The sequence below is a fragment of the Arthrobacter sp. SO3 genome, assembly GCF_020532825.1.
Taxonomy (GTDB): Bacteria; Actinomycetota; Actinomycetes; order Actinomycetales; family Micrococcaceae; genus Arthrobacter.
Genome location: NZ_MQTS01000023.1, coordinates 15,621 through 30,910, shown reverse-complemented (window position 1 = coordinate 30,910; position 15,290 = coordinate 15,621). Strand labels below are relative to the sequence as shown.

Annotated in this window: 14 protein-coding genes; 12 read left to right on the top strand and 2 right to left on the bottom strand. The window is 65.8% G+C overall.

The window, feature by feature from the left end; all coding sequences use genetic code 11:
• Positions 1-12: 12 nt before the first annotated feature.
• Together BJQ90_RS02770 and BJQ90_RS02765 are read left to right on the top strand one after the other, a co-directional pair.
• Complete coding sequence (locus tag BJQ90_RS02770) at positions 13-1,554, top strand: xylulokinase (protein WP_226758785.1); 1,542 nt, start codon at positions 13-15, stop codon at positions 1,552-1,554.
• Entirely contained in the window at positions 1,538-1,867 is a 330-nt protein-coding gene (locus tag BJQ90_RS02765) for a hypothetical protein (protein ID WP_226758784.1), read from the top strand. Before BJQ90_RS02770 ends, BJQ90_RS02765 begins: the two co-directional genes overlap by 17 nt.
• Positions 1,868-2,018: 151 nt before the next feature.
• On the opposite strand, the gene BJQ90_RS02760 is transcribed toward BJQ90_RS02765, so the two are convergent.
• On the bottom strand, positions 2,019-3,086 hold the full coding sequence (locus BJQ90_RS02760) for a LacI family DNA-binding transcriptional regulator (protein WP_226758783.1): 1,068 nt from the start codon (positions 3,084-3,086) through the stop codon (positions 2,019-2,021).
• Positions 3,087-3,372: 286 nt separating this feature from the next.
• Here BJQ90_RS02760 and BJQ90_RS02755 point away from each other — a divergent pair, with 286 nt between their 5' ends.
• The 7 genes from BJQ90_RS02755 to BJQ90_RS02725 all read left to right on the top strand — a co-directional run bounded on the left by BJQ90_RS02755 (position 3,373) and on the right by BJQ90_RS02725 (position 10,624).
• Positions 3,373-4,692, top strand: a complete 1,320-nt coding sequence (locus BJQ90_RS02755; RefSeq protein WP_226758782.1) for an extracellular solute-binding protein — start codon at positions 3,373-3,375, stop codon at positions 4,690-4,692.
• A gap of 4 nt (positions 4,693-4,696) precedes the next feature.
• Positions 4,697-5,599: a carbohydrate ABC transporter permease gene (locus tag BJQ90_RS02750; RefSeq protein ID WP_226758781.1), complete on the top strand. Its 903-nt coding sequence runs from the start codon at positions 4,697-4,699 to the stop codon at positions 5,597-5,599.
• Positions 5,599-6,501: a carbohydrate ABC transporter permease gene (locus BJQ90_RS02745; protein ID WP_226758780.1), complete on the top strand. Its 903-nt coding sequence runs from the start codon at positions 5,599-5,601 to the stop codon at positions 6,499-6,501. Before BJQ90_RS02750 ends, BJQ90_RS02745 begins: the two co-directional genes overlap by 1 nt.
• Before the next feature lie 62 nt (positions 6,502-6,563).
• The gene (locus tag BJQ90_RS02740) at positions 6,564-7,769 is read left to right on the top strand and encodes a Gfo/Idh/MocA family protein (RefSeq protein ID WP_226758779.1); all 1,206 of its coding nucleotides are present in this window, start codon (positions 6,564-6,566) and stop codon (positions 7,767-7,769) included.
• An 11-nt stretch (positions 7,770-7,780) separates the two neighbouring features.
• Positions 7,781-8,785: a sugar phosphate isomerase/epimerase family protein gene (locus tag BJQ90_RS02735; protein ID WP_226758778.1), complete on the top strand. Its 1,005-nt coding sequence runs from the start codon at positions 7,781-7,783 to the stop codon at positions 8,783-8,785.
• Positions 8,786-8,825: 40 nt separating this feature from the next.
• Positions 8,826-9,527 (top strand): ThuA domain-containing protein, encoded by a 702-nt coding sequence (locus BJQ90_RS02730; protein ID WP_226758777.1) that lies wholly within the window; start codon positions 8,826-8,828, stop codon positions 9,525-9,527.
• The gene (locus BJQ90_RS02725) at positions 9,512-10,624 is read left to right on the top strand and encodes a Gfo/Idh/MocA family protein (protein ID WP_226758776.1); all 1,113 of its coding nucleotides are present in this window, start codon (positions 9,512-9,514) and stop codon (positions 10,622-10,624) included. Before BJQ90_RS02730 ends, BJQ90_RS02725 begins: the two co-directional genes overlap by 16 nt.
• 161 nt (positions 10,625-10,785) lie before the next feature.
• Here BJQ90_RS02725 and BJQ90_RS02720 read toward each other — a convergent pair whose 3' ends face one another.
• Entirely contained in the window at positions 10,786-11,709 is a 924-nt protein-coding gene (locus tag BJQ90_RS02720; protein WP_226758775.1) for an AraC family transcriptional regulator, read from the bottom strand.
• Positions 11,710-11,994: 285 nt separating this feature from the next.
• Between BJQ90_RS02720 and BJQ90_RS02715 the strand changes: the two genes are divergently transcribed.
• Genes BJQ90_RS02715 through BJQ90_RS02705 form a run of 3 tightly spaced genes read left to right on the top strand, consistent with a single transcriptional unit; the run spans position 11,995 to position 15,250 of the window.
• A complete protein-coding gene (locus BJQ90_RS02715; protein WP_226758774.1) occupies positions 11,995-13,344 on the top strand; it encodes an ABC transporter substrate-binding protein in 1,350 nt (449 codons plus the stop codon).
• A gap of 23 nt (positions 13,345-13,367) precedes the next feature.
• A complete protein-coding gene (locus tag BJQ90_RS02710) occupies positions 13,368-14,336 on the top strand; it encodes a carbohydrate ABC transporter permease (protein WP_226758773.1) in 969 nt (322 codons plus the stop codon).
• The gene (locus BJQ90_RS02705) at positions 14,333-15,250 is read left to right on the top strand and encodes a carbohydrate ABC transporter permease (protein WP_226758772.1); all 918 of its coding nucleotides are present in this window, start codon (positions 14,333-14,335) and stop codon (positions 15,248-15,250) included. The genes BJQ90_RS02710 and BJQ90_RS02705 overlap by 4 nt, the downstream gene beginning before the upstream one ends.
• The last annotated feature ends 40 nt before the right edge of the window (positions 15,251-15,290 follow it).

Here is a 15,290-nt window from a genome sequence, read left to right as displayed (position 1 = left end):
GCGGTTGCTCCCATGACCCTTGTTGCCGGCGTCGACTCCTCCACCCAAAGCTGCAAGGTGGTGGTCCTGGACGCAGGCAGCGGCACCCTGGTCCGCGAGGGCCGGGCCGGGCACCCGGACGGAACGGAGGTCCACCCGGACCACTGGTGGCGGGCTTTGTCCGAGGCAATCGAGGACGCCGGCGGGCTGGCGGACGTCAGCGCGCTGTCGGTGGGGGGCCAGCAGCACGGCATGGTGCTGCTGGATCACGCCGGTGACGTGGTGCGGCCGGCGCTGCTGTGGAATGACACCCGCTCGGCGGCGGCCGCGGCCGCACTCACGGACGAGGTGGGGGCGGACGACTTCGCACGCAGGACCGGGCTGGTCCCGGTGGCCTCCTTCACCATCACGAAGGTCCGCTGGGTCCGGGAGCACGAACCCGAACTGGCGGACCGGGTGGCGGCCGTCGCCCTGCCCCATGACTGGCTGACCTGGCGGCTCCGAGGCTACGGCCCGGCGGCCTCCAGCGCCCTGGGCCCGGACCTGGAACAGCTCACGACGGACCGCTCGGATGCCAGCGGAACGGGCTATTGGAGCCCCTCGGCCGGTGAGTACGATCTCGAGCTGTTCAAGACCGCCTTCGGCCGGGACGCCAGGGATGCCACCGGGTACGCCGGGCCGGGGGACGCCGGAACCGTGGTGCTGCCCCGGGTGCTGGGCCCCGGCGACGCTGCCGGGGAAATCCACCCCGGCTGCTTCGGATCCGGCGCCGGACTGCCCGGTTCTGCTGGAACCGGTTCTGCTGGAACCGGCCTGGCGGAATCGGGACCACGGATCCTGCTCGGTGCCGGCGCCGGGGACAACGCGGCCGCCGCTCTTGGATTGGGGGCGGAGCCCGGCGACGTGGTGGTCTCCGTGGGCACCAGCGGCACGGTTTTTTCCGTGTCATCGCGGGCCGCTGCCGATCCCAGCGGGACGGTGGCAGGGTTCGCGGACGCCAGCGGTGCATACCTGCCCATCGCCGTCACACTCAATGCCGCGCGGGTGCTCAGCTCCGTGGCCGGCCTCCTGGGCGTGGACTTCGACGAACTGTCGCGCCTTGCCCTAGAAGCAGAACCCGGCGCCGGGGGCGTGGTGCTCGTGCCGTACTTCGAAGGTGAGCGCACGCCCAACCTGCCCCACGCCAAAGCCAGCTTCCACGGGCTCAGCATTGCCTCCAGCACCCGGAGCAACCTGGCCCGGGCCGCCATCGAGGGCATGCTGTGCGGACTGTCCGGCGGGCTGGATTCGCTCCGCACGCAGGGCAGCCCGGCAACACGCCTCTTGTTGATCGGCGGCGCCGTGCAAAACCCCGCGGTGCAGGCCATCGCGGCCCAGGTCTTCGATCTGCCGGTCGTGATCCCCAGCCCCGGGGAGTACGTGGCCCGCGGTGCGGCTGTCCAGGCGGCCTGGGCACACAGCGGCAACCGGCCGGCATGGCCCATCGCGGTGGACGCCGCACCGGCCCAGGATTTCCACCCGATCATCCGGCAGAACTACCTGAGGGCGAGCAGCCACATTGATCCCGGCAACTGAGCCGCTGCTTGCCCGAACCCCGCTGCTTGCGGACGACCCCCAGGATCCGCTCCGTGCCTCCGGCAATCCTGTCCGCTGGGGCGTGGTCTCCACCGGCAGGATCGCGTCCATCGTCGCAGGCGATCTGGCACTGCTGCCGGACGCGATCCTGCACGCCGTCAGTTCCAGGTCCCGCGCCGGCGCGGAGGAATTCGCGGCCAGGCACGGCTTCCGCCGCGCCTACGGCGACGACGACAGCCTTTCGGGGTACCTGCGGCTGATCCAGGACCCCGACTTCGACATCGTGTACGTCGTTGCCTTCAACTCGGTTTGACCGAGAGTCCAACCATGCCGCTGGCCGACACACTGTTGGTCATGTCGCTGCTCGATGAAGCCCGGCGGCAGGCTGGAATCACCTACCCCTCCGACCCGGTACAGGGAATGGACCGGCGCCCAGTACACACGAGCGGCAGCCAGTGCATCGACTAGTGCAGCGGCCTGTCCGGTTCCGGTTTCCCGGCCGCAGGAGGGGCCGTCGATTCCCGGACGACAAGATGGGTGGCGAGTTCGACCCGACGCGAGTCGAGCTCTTCGCCGTTGGCCTGACGGAGGACGGCGCGCAGGGCGGCGCGGCCCATCTCCTGCAGCGGCTGCGTCACGGTGGTCAAGGCGGGGATGGACTGCTCCGCCTGGTACGTGCCGTCGAAGCCCACCAGGCTCAAGTCCTCGGGGATCCGCAGTCCGTGCCTCCGGGCTTCGGCCAGGACGCCGAGGCCGATGCTGTCACTTCCCGCGAAGATGGCTGTCGGGGGCTCGTGCAGGGCCATAAGGGTCTGGAGGCCGCGAATTCCGTGTTCCGGGCGGAATTTGTCCAGCAGGACGTAGTCGGGCCGCACCTGGACCCCGTCGGCCATGAGTGCCGCCATGTAGCCATGGAGCCGCGCCTGATTGCATTCCGCCGATTCGGGTCCGCCGATGTACGCGATCCGCCGGTGGCCGAGGCCGAGCAGATGCTCCGTGGCTTCCTTGCCCCCGGCCCAGTTGGTGGCACCGACGCTAACAACCTCCGACGGCGGCGGGTTGAGTGGATCGATCACCACGACCGGAATGTGCCGCCGGCGGAAGGCACTCAACTGCGCCGTGCTGAAGCCGGAAGTCACCACAATCAATCCGAGCCGGCCTTCATCCAAAATCCGCTGGGCGCGCCGCTCGGGGCTGAGCGTCGTGGCGGGCGCGTGCCCGGTCACGTCGATCAGGATCTCGACGTCAACCGAGGCGGCCTGCTCCAGCACTCCGTTCAGGACCTCGACGGCGTAGGCCGAATACAGCGAATCGAACACCACTTCCACGATGGCAGTCCGGCCCTCGGCCTGCTTGCGCTGTTGCGGTGACTGGTAGCCCAGCTGTTCGAGCGCCGCCAGGACCTTGGTGCGCGTGCTCTCCGCTACGTCCGCCCGCCCGTTGATGACCTTTGAGACCGTGGGTGAGGAAACGCCCGCTTCCCTCGCGACGGCGGCCAGCGTTGGCCGGCCGACACCCTGGACTACTGACACGATGACTCCTGTACTTTCGAAATATTTCGATAACAAAAGTTTGACCCTGTTTCCCTGATGCGTCAAGTTCTTTCGATATTTAGAAACAAATTTTCGGCACTACCCCTTGACTGTGACTGATGTCACCACTACTTTGAGTTTACAAGTCCCAGACTTTTACGAAACTTTTCGGAATTTTAGCTTCACCCCATCAGCATCGGCAGCGCAGCCTTCCTCGTGAGGGTCAGGCTGCTGGCTCTCACAACCGGGCCTCAGCGCAGAACCCGGAGGACGAATGGAACCCCAGATGAAAAATCGTACGTTTCGCAGTGCCGCTATAGCCTTCTCCGCCGCCGCAATATCGATCAGCCTGGCCGCATGCGGCTCCAGCGGCCCGGCAGGCACTGCCGCAAGCGCAGACTCGGCCTCCATGTGGGGGCTGACCGGCGGCAACCAGCCCGTGCTGCAGAAGTCCGTTACTGACTGGAACTCCGCGCACCCGGATTCGACCATCAAGCTGGATTTCTTTGCGAACGACGCATACAAGACCAAGGTACGTACCGCCGTCGGCGCCGGCCAGGGCCCGACCTTCATCTACGGCTGGGGCGGCGGCGTTCTGAAGTCCTACGTCGACGCCGGACAGGTGGATGATCTCTCCGGATACCTCAAGGACAACCCCGACGTCAAGGACCGCTACCTTCCGGCAGTACTCAAGAACGGCGTCATCGACGGCAAGACCTACGCCTTGCCCAACAACAACGTGCAGCCTGTAGTGCTGTACTTCAACAAGGATGTGTTCGCCAAGGTGGGCGCCGAGGCCCCCAAGACGTGGGACGAGCTGATGACCCTGGTACCGAAGTTCAAGGATGCCGGCATCGCTCCGTTCTCGCTCGGCGGCCAGTCCAGGTGGCCGGACCTGATGTGGCTGGAGTACCTCGTGGAACGCATCGGCGGCCCGGAGGTCTTCGCCAATATTGCAGCCAATAAGCCCAACGCGTGGTCCGACCCCGCTGTCACCGAGTCGCTCACCAAGATCCAGCAGCTCGTGGATGCCGGCGGCTTCGCCAACGGCTTCTCGTCCATCGCGGCGGACAGCAACGCCGACCAAGCGCTTATGTACACCGGCAAGGCGGCCATGATCCTGCAGGGCGGCTGGATCTACCAGAGCATGAAGAAGGACGCAGCAGACTTCGTCAAGGGCGGCAAGCTCGGCTTCACCACCTTCCCCACAGTTTCCGGCGGCAAGGGAGACCCGGCCAACGTGGTGGGCAACCCCTCCAACTTCTGGTCCGTCTCCGCGAAGGCCACTGAGGGACAGAAGAAAGCCGCCCTCGAGTATGTGAAGAACGGCATGTTCTCGGACAGCAACATCCAGGGCCTGATCGACTCGGGAGCCGTGCCGGTGGTCAAGGGCATCGAGAGCAAGCTCGCCGCGTCCCCGGACAAGGACTTCCTGTCCTATGTGTATGGCATGGCAAAGAACGCACCGAGTTTCACGCTCTCCTGGGACCAGGCCCTCAGCCCGGCGCAGGGTGACGCCATGCTGGCAAACCTCGACCAGATCTTCCTGAAGAAGATCACCCCGGAGCAGTTCGTCGACACGATGAACGCGACGATCGGGAAGTAATCCAGTGTCCACCACATCCGGTTCCTCCCGGCGGGCCCTCAAAACGGGCCCGTCGGGGTGGCTGGCCGCGCCAGCCCTTGCCTTCTTCGTGCTGTTCGCCATCATTCCGCTTTTCGGCGTCTTGTTCCTGAGCTTCACCTCCTGGGACGGCCTGGGCGAGATCAAGCTGGACGGTCTGTCCAGTTGGACAACAGTCCTGACGGACCCGGTCACCGGGAACGCACTGCTGGTCACGGCGAAGATCATGTTCTTCTCGTTCATCGTCCAGGCCCCGATCAGTCTCCTGCTGGGTGTCTTCACCGCGGCGGGCCAGAAATACCGTGCCGCATTGGCTGTCCTCTACTTCGTGCCGCTGCTGCTGTCCTCGGCTGCCGTCGCCATCGCGTTCAAAGCCCTGCTGGACCCCAACTTCGGCCTGGGCGCCGGGCTTGGACTGCCGTTCCTGGCCCGGGACTGGCTGGGCGATTCCGACCTCGTGCTGTTCGTCGTGGTCTTCGTGATCGCCTGGCAGTTTGTCCCGTTCCACACGCTCATCTATCAAGGCGGTGTGCGCCAGATCCCCGCGTCGCTCTACGAGGCCGCGCAGATCGACGGTGCCGGGCGGGTCCAGCAGTTCTTCAACATCACGCTGCCCCAGATGAAATACACCATCATCACTTCCTCCACGCTCATGGTGGTCGGATCGCTGGCGTACTTTGACCTCGTCTTTGTCCTCACCGGCGGCGGTCCCGGCTACGCCACCCGGCTGCTCCCGCTGCACATGTACCTCACCGGGTTCAAAGCCAACGACATGGGTGCCGCGAGTGCCCTCGGCGTCATGCTCGTCGTGATCGGTCTGGCGCTCGCCCTTCTGCTACAGAGACTGGGCGGAAAAAACCGCAACGCAAGCCAAATGGAAGGTGCCTGATGGCTTCCCTTACCCAGCTCCCCGTCCCGCCCTCGGCGCCCGTCCGACCTGCCGTCGGTCCCCGTTCGCGGACCAAGGGGCCGGGACGGACCCGGCCAAACTTTCTCGCCGGCCTCGGCGGCTGGCTTTGGCTGGCCATCATCATCGTCCCGGTTTACTACGTGGTGGTGACGAGCCTGAAGAACCAGGCTGGCTTCTTCACCTCCAACCCGATGTTGCCCCCCACAGAACCCACCTTGGACAACTACAAGCTGGTCCTGGAGAACGACTTCGCCAAATACTTTGCCAACAGCCTCATCGTCACAGTGGGCAGCGTTATACCGGCGCTCCTGGTGTCCTTCATGGCCGCATACGCGATCGTCCGCGGAAAGAGCAAGTTCCTCAACTGGACAAACAACCTGTTCCTGCTGGGCCTCGCGATACCGCTGCACGCCACAATCATCCCCATCTACTGGATGATCACCCGTGCCCACCTGTATGACACCCTGCTCGCCCTGATCCTGCCCTCCATCGCTTTCGCCATCCCGATCTCCGTGCTGATCCTGTCCAACTTCATGCGGGACGTCCCTAACGAGCTCTTCGAATCAATGCGGCTGGATGGCTGCTCCGACTGGTCCATGATGTGGCACCTCGCGCTGCCCATGACCAAACCCGCCGTGGTGACCGTCGGCATCTACAACGCCCTCGGAGTATGGAACGGTTTCCTGTTCCCGCTGATCCTGACGCAGAGCCCGGAGACCCGGGTGCTGCCGCTGTCCCTGTGGACGTTCCAGGGCGAGTTCAGTGTGAACATCCCGGCCGTCTTGGCTGCCGTCGTGCTCGCCACGCTGCCGCTGCTGCTGGTCTATGTGGTCGCCCGGCGCCAGCTGCTCAGCGGCCTCACCGCCGGCTTCAGCAAGTAGTGTAGCGAGCCGCGTGCCTTGGGCCGCGCAACCGATCTCAATCCATTTGGAAAGGATTACCGATGACTGACCCGACGACCCTGCGTGTGGGGATGGTGGGCTATGCGTTTATGGGGGCCGCCCATTCCCACGCGTGGCGGACCGCGCCGCGGTTCTTTGATCTGCCGCTGCGGCCTGAACTGACCGCGATCGCGGGCCGGAACGAGGAGGGCGTGCGGGCCGCCGCGCAGAAGATGGGGTGGGAGTCCGCCGAGACGGACTGGCGGCGCTTGATCGAGCGGGACGACATCGACCTGATCGACATCTGCACCCCGGGCAACACGCATGCCGAGATCGCCATCGCCGCGCTCGAGGCCGGCAAGCATGTCCTGTGCGAGAAGCCGCTGGCCAACTCGGTGGACGAGGCCGAGCGGATGGCGGCTGCCGCGGACGCTGCGGCGGCCCGGGGGGTGTACTCGATGTGCGGCTTCAGCTACCGCCGCACCCCGGCACTGGCCCTGGCCCGGCGGATGGTCGGCGAGGGCCGGCTAGGGCAGATCCGGCATGTCCGGGCCCAGTACCTGCAGGACTGGCTCAGCGATGCCGACGCGCCGCTGACCTGGCGGCTGGACAAGTCCAAGTCCGGCTCCGGCGCGCTCGGGGACATCGGCGCCCACAGCATCGACGCCGCCCAGTGGATCACCGGGCTCAACATCACCGGTGTTTCGGCCCTGCTGGAGACCTTCGTCGCCGAACGCCCCATTGCCGGAGACCTCGTGGGCCTCGGCGGGCACGGCGCCACCGGCGCCGACACCGTGCGGGGGCCTGTAAGCGTGGACGACGCCGCCATCTTCAGCGCACGCTTCGCCGGCAACGGCAACGGCAATGGGTCCGCCGCAGGGCCGATCGGAGTATTCGAGGCCACCCGCTTCGCCCTCGGCCGGAAGAACGCCATGCGCCTGGAAATTAACGGAACTGCCGGCTCGCTGGCCTTCGACTTCGAGGACATGAACGCACTGTCCGTCTACGACGCCGCCGACGGCTCCGACGCCGGCTTCCGCAAGATACTCGTTACCGAACCCCAACACCCCTACGCCGGGAACTGGTGGCCCACCGGCCACGGACTGGGCTACGAACACCTCTTCACCCACCAGGTGGTCGACCTTATCCACGCCATCGCCGGCAGCCAGCCCCCGGCACCATCCTTCGCCGACGCACTCCAGGTCCAAAAGGTCCTCGCCGCCGTCGAAGCCAGCGCCCACGCCGACAGCCGCTGGCACACCGTCTGAGAGGTAACACCATGACACGACCCATCACCCTCTTCACCGGCCAGTGGGCCGACCTGCCCTTCGAAGAGGTGGCGAGGCTCGCCGGCGAGTGGGGCTTCGACGGCCTGGAGATCGCCTGCTGGGGCGACCACCTGGACCCGCAGCGAGCCGTCGAGGACGACGCCTACGTCCAGAACCGGCTGGACATCCTGGACAAGCACCGGCTCAAGGTCCACGCAATCGCCAACCATCTCACCGGACAGGCCGTCTGTGACGACCCGATCGACGAACGCCACGAAGGCATTCTTCCAGCCTCCGTGTGGGGGGACGGCGACGCTGAAGGGGTCCGCCTCCGTGCCGCCGAGGCCATGAAGACCACGGCACGTGCGGCCGCCAGACTTGGCGTCAACACCGTCACCGGCTTCACCGGATCCTCGATCTGGAAATGTGTCGCCATGTTCCCGCCTCCCCCGGACGCAATGATCGAACGCGGTTACCAGGACTTCGCCGACCGCTGGAACCCGATCCTCGACGTCTTCGACGAGGAAGGGGTCCGATTTGCCCTTGAGGTCCACCCGTCCGAAATCGCCTACGACTACTGGACCGCCAAACGCACCCTCGAGGCCATCGGGCACCGGGAGAACTTCGGCCTGAACTTCGACCCCTCGCACTTCATCTGGCAGGACTTGGACCCTGTCATATTCCTCCAGGACTTCGCCGAGAAGATCTTCCACGTTCACGTCAAGGAGTCCGTCCGTCAGCTCAACGGCCGCAATGGCCGGCTCGGGTCCCACCTTCCCTGGGCCGACCCGCGCCGCGGGTGGGACTTCGTCACGGCCGGTCATGGCGACGTCAATTGGGAGCCGATTTTCCGAACCCTTAACGCCATTGGATATCAGGGACCCACCAGCATCGAATGGGAAGACGCCGGCATGGACCGTCTGGTCGGCGCGCCGCAGGCCCTTGCACTGGTCAAGGATCTAGCCACGATCACACCACCCGCGGCCGCGTTCGATGCGGCCTTCGCCGCCCGTTGAGCCGGGCACGGCCATCACAAACCAACAACAGAGGAACCCCATGACAATCAACCACAAAACCGCCCTCGTGGTCCGCGGCGGCTGGGACGGGCACCAGCCCGTTGAGGCCACCGAGGAATTCATCCCGTACCTGAAAGCCAACGGCTACCAGGTCCGGGTGGAGGAATCGCCCAAAATCTATGCCGACGCCGCCTACATGGCCGGTGTGGACCTGATTATGCAATGCATGACCATGTCCACCATCGAGAAAGACGAATTTGAGGGCCTGCGCGCCGCCGTGGAAAACGGCACGGGCCTCGCCGGCTGGCACGGCGGCATCGCGGATTCCTACCGCGACACCTCGGACTACCTGCACCTGATCGGCGGCCAGTTTGCCTGCCACCCGGGCAAGCACCCGGATGAACGGACGGGCGGGCAGCCCGACAACTACGTCCCGCACACCGTCAACATGCTCCCGGCGGCAGCGGACCATCCCATCACTGCCGGCCTCGGTGACTTCGACCTGGTGACCGAACAGTACTGGGTCCTCGCCGACGACTACATTGACGTCCTGGCCACCACCACCCAGAAAGTCCGGGAATGGGACCCCTGGCACCGGGAAGTCACCTCGCCGGCGATCTGGACCCGGCAATGGGGCAAGGGCAAGATCTTCGTCTGCACCCCCGGACACCGCGTCGAAATTCTCCAGGACAGCAACGTCCGCACCATCATCGAAAGGGGCCTGCTGTGGGCAAGCCGGTAAACATTGGAATCATTGGCTGCGGAGCCATCATCGCCCAGTATCTGGCGAACTTCCGCCGTCTCGAGGACATCAACCTCGTCGCCGTCGCGGATTTGGACCCCGCCCGGGCGCAGGCGGTGGCCGACTCGTACGACGGCGTCCGGGCGCTCACGGTCGACACGCTCCTGGCCGCCGACGACGTCGAGCTCGTCCTGAACCTGACCATTCCCGCAGCCCACGCCGAGATCGCCCTGCGCGCCATTGCCGCCGGCAAATCCGTCTACGGCGAGAAGCCCCTCGCGGCAACGGCGGCGGAGGCCCGGCAGGTGCTGGACGCCGCGCGGACAGCCGGCGTCGCGGTCGGCTGTGCCCCGGACACCGTGCTCGGCACCGGGATCCAGACCGCACGGAAGGCGATCGACGACGGGCTCATCGGCAGACCCATCTCCGCGACCGCCACCATGGTCACTCCCGGTCACGAGCGCTGGCATCCGAACCCGGACTTCTACTACCAGCCCGGCGGCGGGCCGCTCCTGGACATGGGACCGTACTACGTCTCGGCGCTGGTCACCCTGCTGGGTCCGGTGGTCTCGGTGACCGGGGTTGCCAGCCACACCCGCGACGAGCGGACCATCGGCTCGGGCCCGCGCGAAGGCCAGATCGTGCCGGTGGCGATCGATACGCACGTTACAGGCGTCCTTGTCCACGCCTCGGGGGCCTTGTCCACGCTGGTGATGAGCTTCGACGCGGTGAAGACCAAGAGCGCCAACATCGAAGTCCACGGCGAGCATGGCTCCCTGGCGGTCCCGGATCCCAACCACTTCGCCGGCGACGTGCAGCTCTTCGTCCTCGGTGCGGATGACTGGGAAACCCTTCCCGTCTCCGCCGGCTACGAGGACTCGGGGCGGGGCTTCGGCATCGCAGACCTCGTCCGCACCCCTGCCGGCCAGGAGCCCAGGGCAGGAGGCGCCCTGGCCTTCCACGCCTTGGACGTGATGGAGTCCTTGCTGGAGTCGGCCCACACGGGCGCAGCTGTCAGGATCGACAGCACAGCCGCGCGCCCCGCTCCAGTGGAGCTCTCCACCATTGCGGCGCCTGCCCTGGCGGTCACCTCGTAGCGCCCGTTCCGCGGAGCGGCCGGGCCAGAGCAACCGCGACGGGTGCCGCACCCCTACACACGAAAGCGGACGACGACGGGAGGTCCCGCCGTCGTCCGCTCAGTGCTGGCCCGGGCAGCGGCGCCGATGCTGCGCCCAGGCCGCCAGCGGCGCAGCGGCGGTCAGCCCCGGACCCGCTGGCGGTAGTCGCGCGGGGTTTCGCCGGCGTCGTTGAGGAAATGCCGGTTGAAATTGGAGAGGTTCGAGAAGCCCACCTCGTAGCAAATGGCGGAGATGGCGTTGTCGCTGTGTTCCAGCAGGCGGCGGGCATGGGCGAGACGCAGTTTGCGGACCAGATCACTGAAGTTCTGGCCGGTTGCGCGTTTGAAGTATTTCGAAAACGTCGGCTCTGACATTCCGACCAGCGCGGCAGCCTCGGACATTTTGACGTTGCCGGCGTGGTTGCTGAAAACGTACTCGAGGACGATGTCCACCACGGCCGCGGCCTGCCCGTCGAGTTGGGGCCTGAACCATTCGTCGGCCAGGTAGCGCCGTTCCTCCAGGGGAGCGCGGGCCAGGACCGTGAGGAGCTCGAAAAGGTGGTGCAGCCGCTCCAAGCCGGTTGAGGCGCCCATCGCGTCGATGGATGCGGCGGCAGCCTTGGCGGACCGTCCCAGGAACTCGATCCCGCGGGAGGACTGCTCCAGCAGGGGTTTGACCTCGGCCATTTCCGGAATGATCGACGTCGCCTGCTCCACCCATTTTCCGTCGAACTGGATGAGGGCGTCCCTGCCGTGGAGGACTTCCCCGGCCTCTAGGTCGCTGACCCAGTCGTGCGGCAGCCCGGGTCCCACCAGGGCCACGTGTCCGGCCTCGAACGTGCCGATGTGGTCTCCCACAATGAACTTCCCGGTGCCTTTCCGGATCAGGTGCAGCTCGTATTCGGGATGGTAGTTCCAGCGTGCCACCGGGCTGGGGTAGTCGTGCTCGTGCCACCGGACGGAATGGCTCGGGTCTTCTGGGATGACCTCCCGGTTGGCGCGCATGCCCAGTAGGCGCTCTGCAAGCCGGGCCGTGGCACCGTCGCTGGGGTCCGCCGCGTTCATCGTGGTTCTCCGTGGGTTGGGGTTATGAAATTTGGACAGCCCTTTGGCCGTCTTCTCCTAGGGTATCGCCCGGCCGGGGGCAGGAGCGGAAAATAAGTATCAGAATCCGGCAACCACGGCGCTAGTTGTGCCCTAGCGACAGGCCTAATCTTGAGGAACATCAGCGCGGCACCCCGGCTTCCAAGCCCAGCTTCCAGCCCCGGTCCCGCTTCCGGCGCCGCACCCCGACACAGCAGTCGGAGTGCAGGGCGCATTGCACCCCCTGAAGAACAAAGGAGTCCTTGAATGCGCGCAAAAACACGCGTCGCCTCGTTGGCCGCAGCTGCCCTGTGCGTGGCGCTCAGCGCCACAGCCTGTGCAGGTGCCGGCGGAGGCAACTCCGCAGGAGACCCGAACGCCATCAATGTCCTGATGGTGAACAACCCCCAGATGGAGGACCTGCAACGGCTCACCGCTGAGAACTTCACCAAGGAAACCGGCATCAGGGTCAACTACACGGTCCTGCCGGAAAACGACGTCCGCGCCAAAATCAGCCAGGAGTTCTCGAGCCAGGCTGGCCAGTACGACGTTGCGTCACTGTCCAATTACGAGATCCCGTTCTACTCAGCCAACGGCTGGCTGGCACCGCTGGACCACGTGGCCAAGGATGTCGGGTTCAACCAGGCGGACATCCTGCCGGCCTACACGGCGTCGCTGACCGGCAAGGACGGCAAGCTCTATGGCGAACCCTTCTACGGAGAATCCTCGTTCCTCATGTACCGGAAAGACATTCTCGACGCCAAGGGCCTGACAATGCCGGAGACGCCCACATGGGACCAGGTCGCCGACCTCGCCGGCAAGGTTGACGGCGCAGCTCCCGGCATGAAGGGCATCTGCCTGCGCGGCCAGCCCGGCTGGGGCCAGGTCTTCGCCCCGCTGACGACCGTGGTGAACACGTTTGGCGGGACCTGGTTCGACAAGGACTGGAACGCGCAGGTCAACGCTCCGGAATTCACGGCGGCGGTCGATTTCTACACCAAACTGGTCCGCGACCACGGCGAAGCCGGCGCCGCCCAGGCCGGGTTCGCCGAATGCCTAAACAACATGAGCCAGGGCAAAGTCGCCATGTGGTACGACGCAACCTCCGCGGCCGGCGCCCTGGAAGCCGATGCCTCCCCGGTGAAGGGCAAGATCGGCTACGCCCAGGCCCCCGTGAAGGAGACCAAGTCCTCGGGCTGGCTGTGGACCTGGTCCTGGGCCGTGCAGGCGGCCTCCAAGAAGCAGGATGCCGCAGGGAAGTTCATCGCCTGGGCCAGCTCCAGGAAGTACGAGGAACTGGTGGCATCCAAGCTGGGTTGGGCCAAGGTTCCCTCCGGAAAACGCATCTCCACGTACGAGAATGCCGAGTTCCAGAAGGCCGCGCCGTTCTTCAAAGCCGAACGCTTCGCCATTGAGAACGCCGATCCGAAGAACCCCGGGGTCCAGCCGCGGCCGGCTGTGGGCATCCAGTTTGTCGGCATCCCCGAGTTCGCGGCCCTGGGCACCAGGGTGTCCCAGGGTGTCAGCTCCGCCATCGCCGGCCAGGGCACTGTGGCCGACGCGCTGGCCAAGGGCCAGGAAGCCGCACAAAAAGTCGGCGACAAGTACAAGAAGTAACCACCTAACCGCAGGAGAACATCATGACTACCGCAACGGCGCGCGTCTCCCGGCACGGGAGCACCACAGCCAAACCTTCCAGGGACGCCAAGGCACGGGAACGGGCTCTGGCCTGGGTACGGCGTGCACCGCTGCTGCCGGCCCTGATCTTCCTCATCATCGTCACCCAGCTTCCGTTCGTCGTGACCCTGGCCATTTCGTTCATGAACTGGAACAGCCTGAGCCCGGAGACGACCGGGTTTGCCGGGTTCGAAAACTACGTCCAGGTCCTCACGGATCCTTACTTTCTGCAGGCGATCGTCACCACCATCGTCATGACCGTCTCGGTGGTCCTGGCCAGCCTACTCCTCGGCCTGGGCCTGGCCCTGCTGCTGGACAAGAAGTTCATCGGCCGCGGACTGGCCCGAACCCTGCTGATCGCACCGTTCCTTGTGGTGCCGGTTGCAGCGGCGCTGATCTGGAAGCATGCCATCCTCAACCCCGTCTACGGCCTGATCAACGGCACCCTGACCTGGATCTGGTCGCTGTTCGGCAGCGACACCCCGCCCCAGACGGACCTACTGTCCTCGGCGCCCCTGCTGGCCATCATCATCTCCCTCGTCTGGCAGTGGACGCCGTTCATGATGCTCATCCTGCTTGCCGGGCTGCAGTCCCGTCCCATGGACACGGTCGAAGCCGCCCAAATGGACGGCGCAACTCCCTGGGCGATATTCCGCCATCTCACCCTGCCGCACCTGCGGCAATATCTGGAACTCGGCGGACTGCTGGGAGCGATCTACATCGTGCAGAACTTCGATGCCGTCTTCACCCTCACCTCCGGCGGCCTGGGCACGGCCAATCTGCCCTACGCCATCTACGAGACGTTCTACTACGCCAACGAATATGGTCTGGCGTCCGCCGCCGGCGTCGTGGTGGTCATCGGCACCATCATCGTGGCGACCTTCGCACTCCGCACCGTATTCTCGCTCTTCAAGAAGGAGGCAGCACGATGAGCACGCTGAACCCCACCGAACCCCGGACATCAGTCCCCGGCCCGACCGCCCTCAACATCACGCCACGGCGCCGGGGCAAGTCCCGCATGGACCCCACCCGCAACAACACCGCGGCAGGAATCGCGGCCTGGCTGCTGGCCCTGATGTTCGCCGTACCGGTCCTGTGGATGATCCTGACGTCGTTCCACTCGGAAACGGACGCCGCGACCAACCCGCCCTCGATCGCCGCCGGCCTCACCCTGGACGCCTACAAGGAATTCTTCGGGGCAAGCTCCGGCGTCAGCCCGTGGCCATCGCTGATCAACTCCGCCACCGCCTCCATCTTCTCCACCGTGCTGGTGCTGCTGCTGGCCATCCCGGCCGCGTACGCGCTGTCCATCCGGCCGGTGAAGAAGTGGACCGACGTCATGTTCTTCTTCCTCTCCACGAAGATGATGCCGGTGGTCGCCGCCGTCCTGCCGCTCTACCTCTTCGCCAAAAACGCCGGCGCCCTCGATAACATCTGGTTCCTGGGCCTGATGTACACCTCGATGAACCTGCCCATCGCCGTCTGGATGATGCGCTCCTTCCTCGACGAAGTGCCGGTCGAAATGCTCGAAGCCGCCCAGATCGACGGCGCGGGCCTGCTGCTGACGCTCCGGAAGGTCGTCGCCCCCGTGGCGATGCCCGGCATCGCCGCCACCGCCCTGATCTGCTTCATCTTCAGCTGGAACGAACTCCTCCTGGCCCGGGTCCTCACCGGCGTCGTGGCCGGCACCGCCCCCGTCTTCCTCACCGGTTTTGTCTCCAGCCAGGGACTGTTCCTCGCCAAGGTCTGCGCGGCCGCCGTCGTGGTCTCCCTGCCCGTGCTGTTCGCCGGCTTCGCCGCCCAGGACAAACTCGTCCAGGGCCTCTCCCTCGGCGCCGTCAAGTAGCGCCGTCAAGTAACCAGCCCCGCCCCTTCGATCTGTATAG

What these genes read in the sequence shown, in the direction of transcription:
- BJQ90_RS02770 (WP_226758785.1), top strand. Translation starts at nt 13, where the DNA reads ATGACCCTTGTTGCCGGCGTCGACTCCTCCACCCAAAGCTGCAAGGTG.
- BJQ90_RS02755 (WP_226758782.1), top strand. Translation starts at nt 3,373, where the DNA reads ATGAAAAATCGTACGTTTCGCAGTGCCGCTATAGCCTTCTCCGCCGCC.
- BJQ90_RS02745 (WP_226758780.1), top strand. Translation starts at nt 5,599, where the DNA reads ATGGCTTCCCTTACCCAGCTCCCCGTCCCGCCCTCGGCGCCCGTCCGA.
- BJQ90_RS02740 (WP_226758779.1), top strand. Translation starts at nt 6,564, where the DNA reads ATGACTGACCCGACGACCCTGCGTGTGGGGATGGTGGGCTATGCGTTT.
- BJQ90_RS02735 (WP_226758778.1), top strand. Translation starts at nt 7,781, where the DNA reads ATGACACGACCCATCACCCTCTTCACCGGCCAGTGGGCCGACCTGCCC.
- BJQ90_RS02730 (WP_226758777.1), top strand. Translation starts at nt 8,826, where the DNA reads ATGACAATCAACCACAAAACCGCCCTCGTGGTCCGCGGCGGCTGGGAC.
- BJQ90_RS02720 (WP_226758775.1), bottom strand. Translation starts at nt 11,709, where the DNA reads ATGAACGCGGCGGACCCCAGCGACGGTGCCACGGCCCGGCTTGCAGAG.
- BJQ90_RS02715 (WP_226758774.1), top strand. Translation starts at nt 11,995, where the DNA reads ATGCGCGCAAAAACACGCGTCGCCTCGTTGGCCGCAGCTGCCCTGTGC.
- BJQ90_RS02710 (WP_226758773.1), top strand. Translation starts at nt 13,368, where the DNA reads ATGACTACCGCAACGGCGCGCGTCTCCCGGCACGGGAGCACCACAGCC.
- BJQ90_RS02705 (WP_226758772.1), top strand. Translation starts at nt 14,333, where the DNA reads ATGAGCACGCTGAACCCCACCGAACCCCGGACATCAGTCCCCGGCCCG.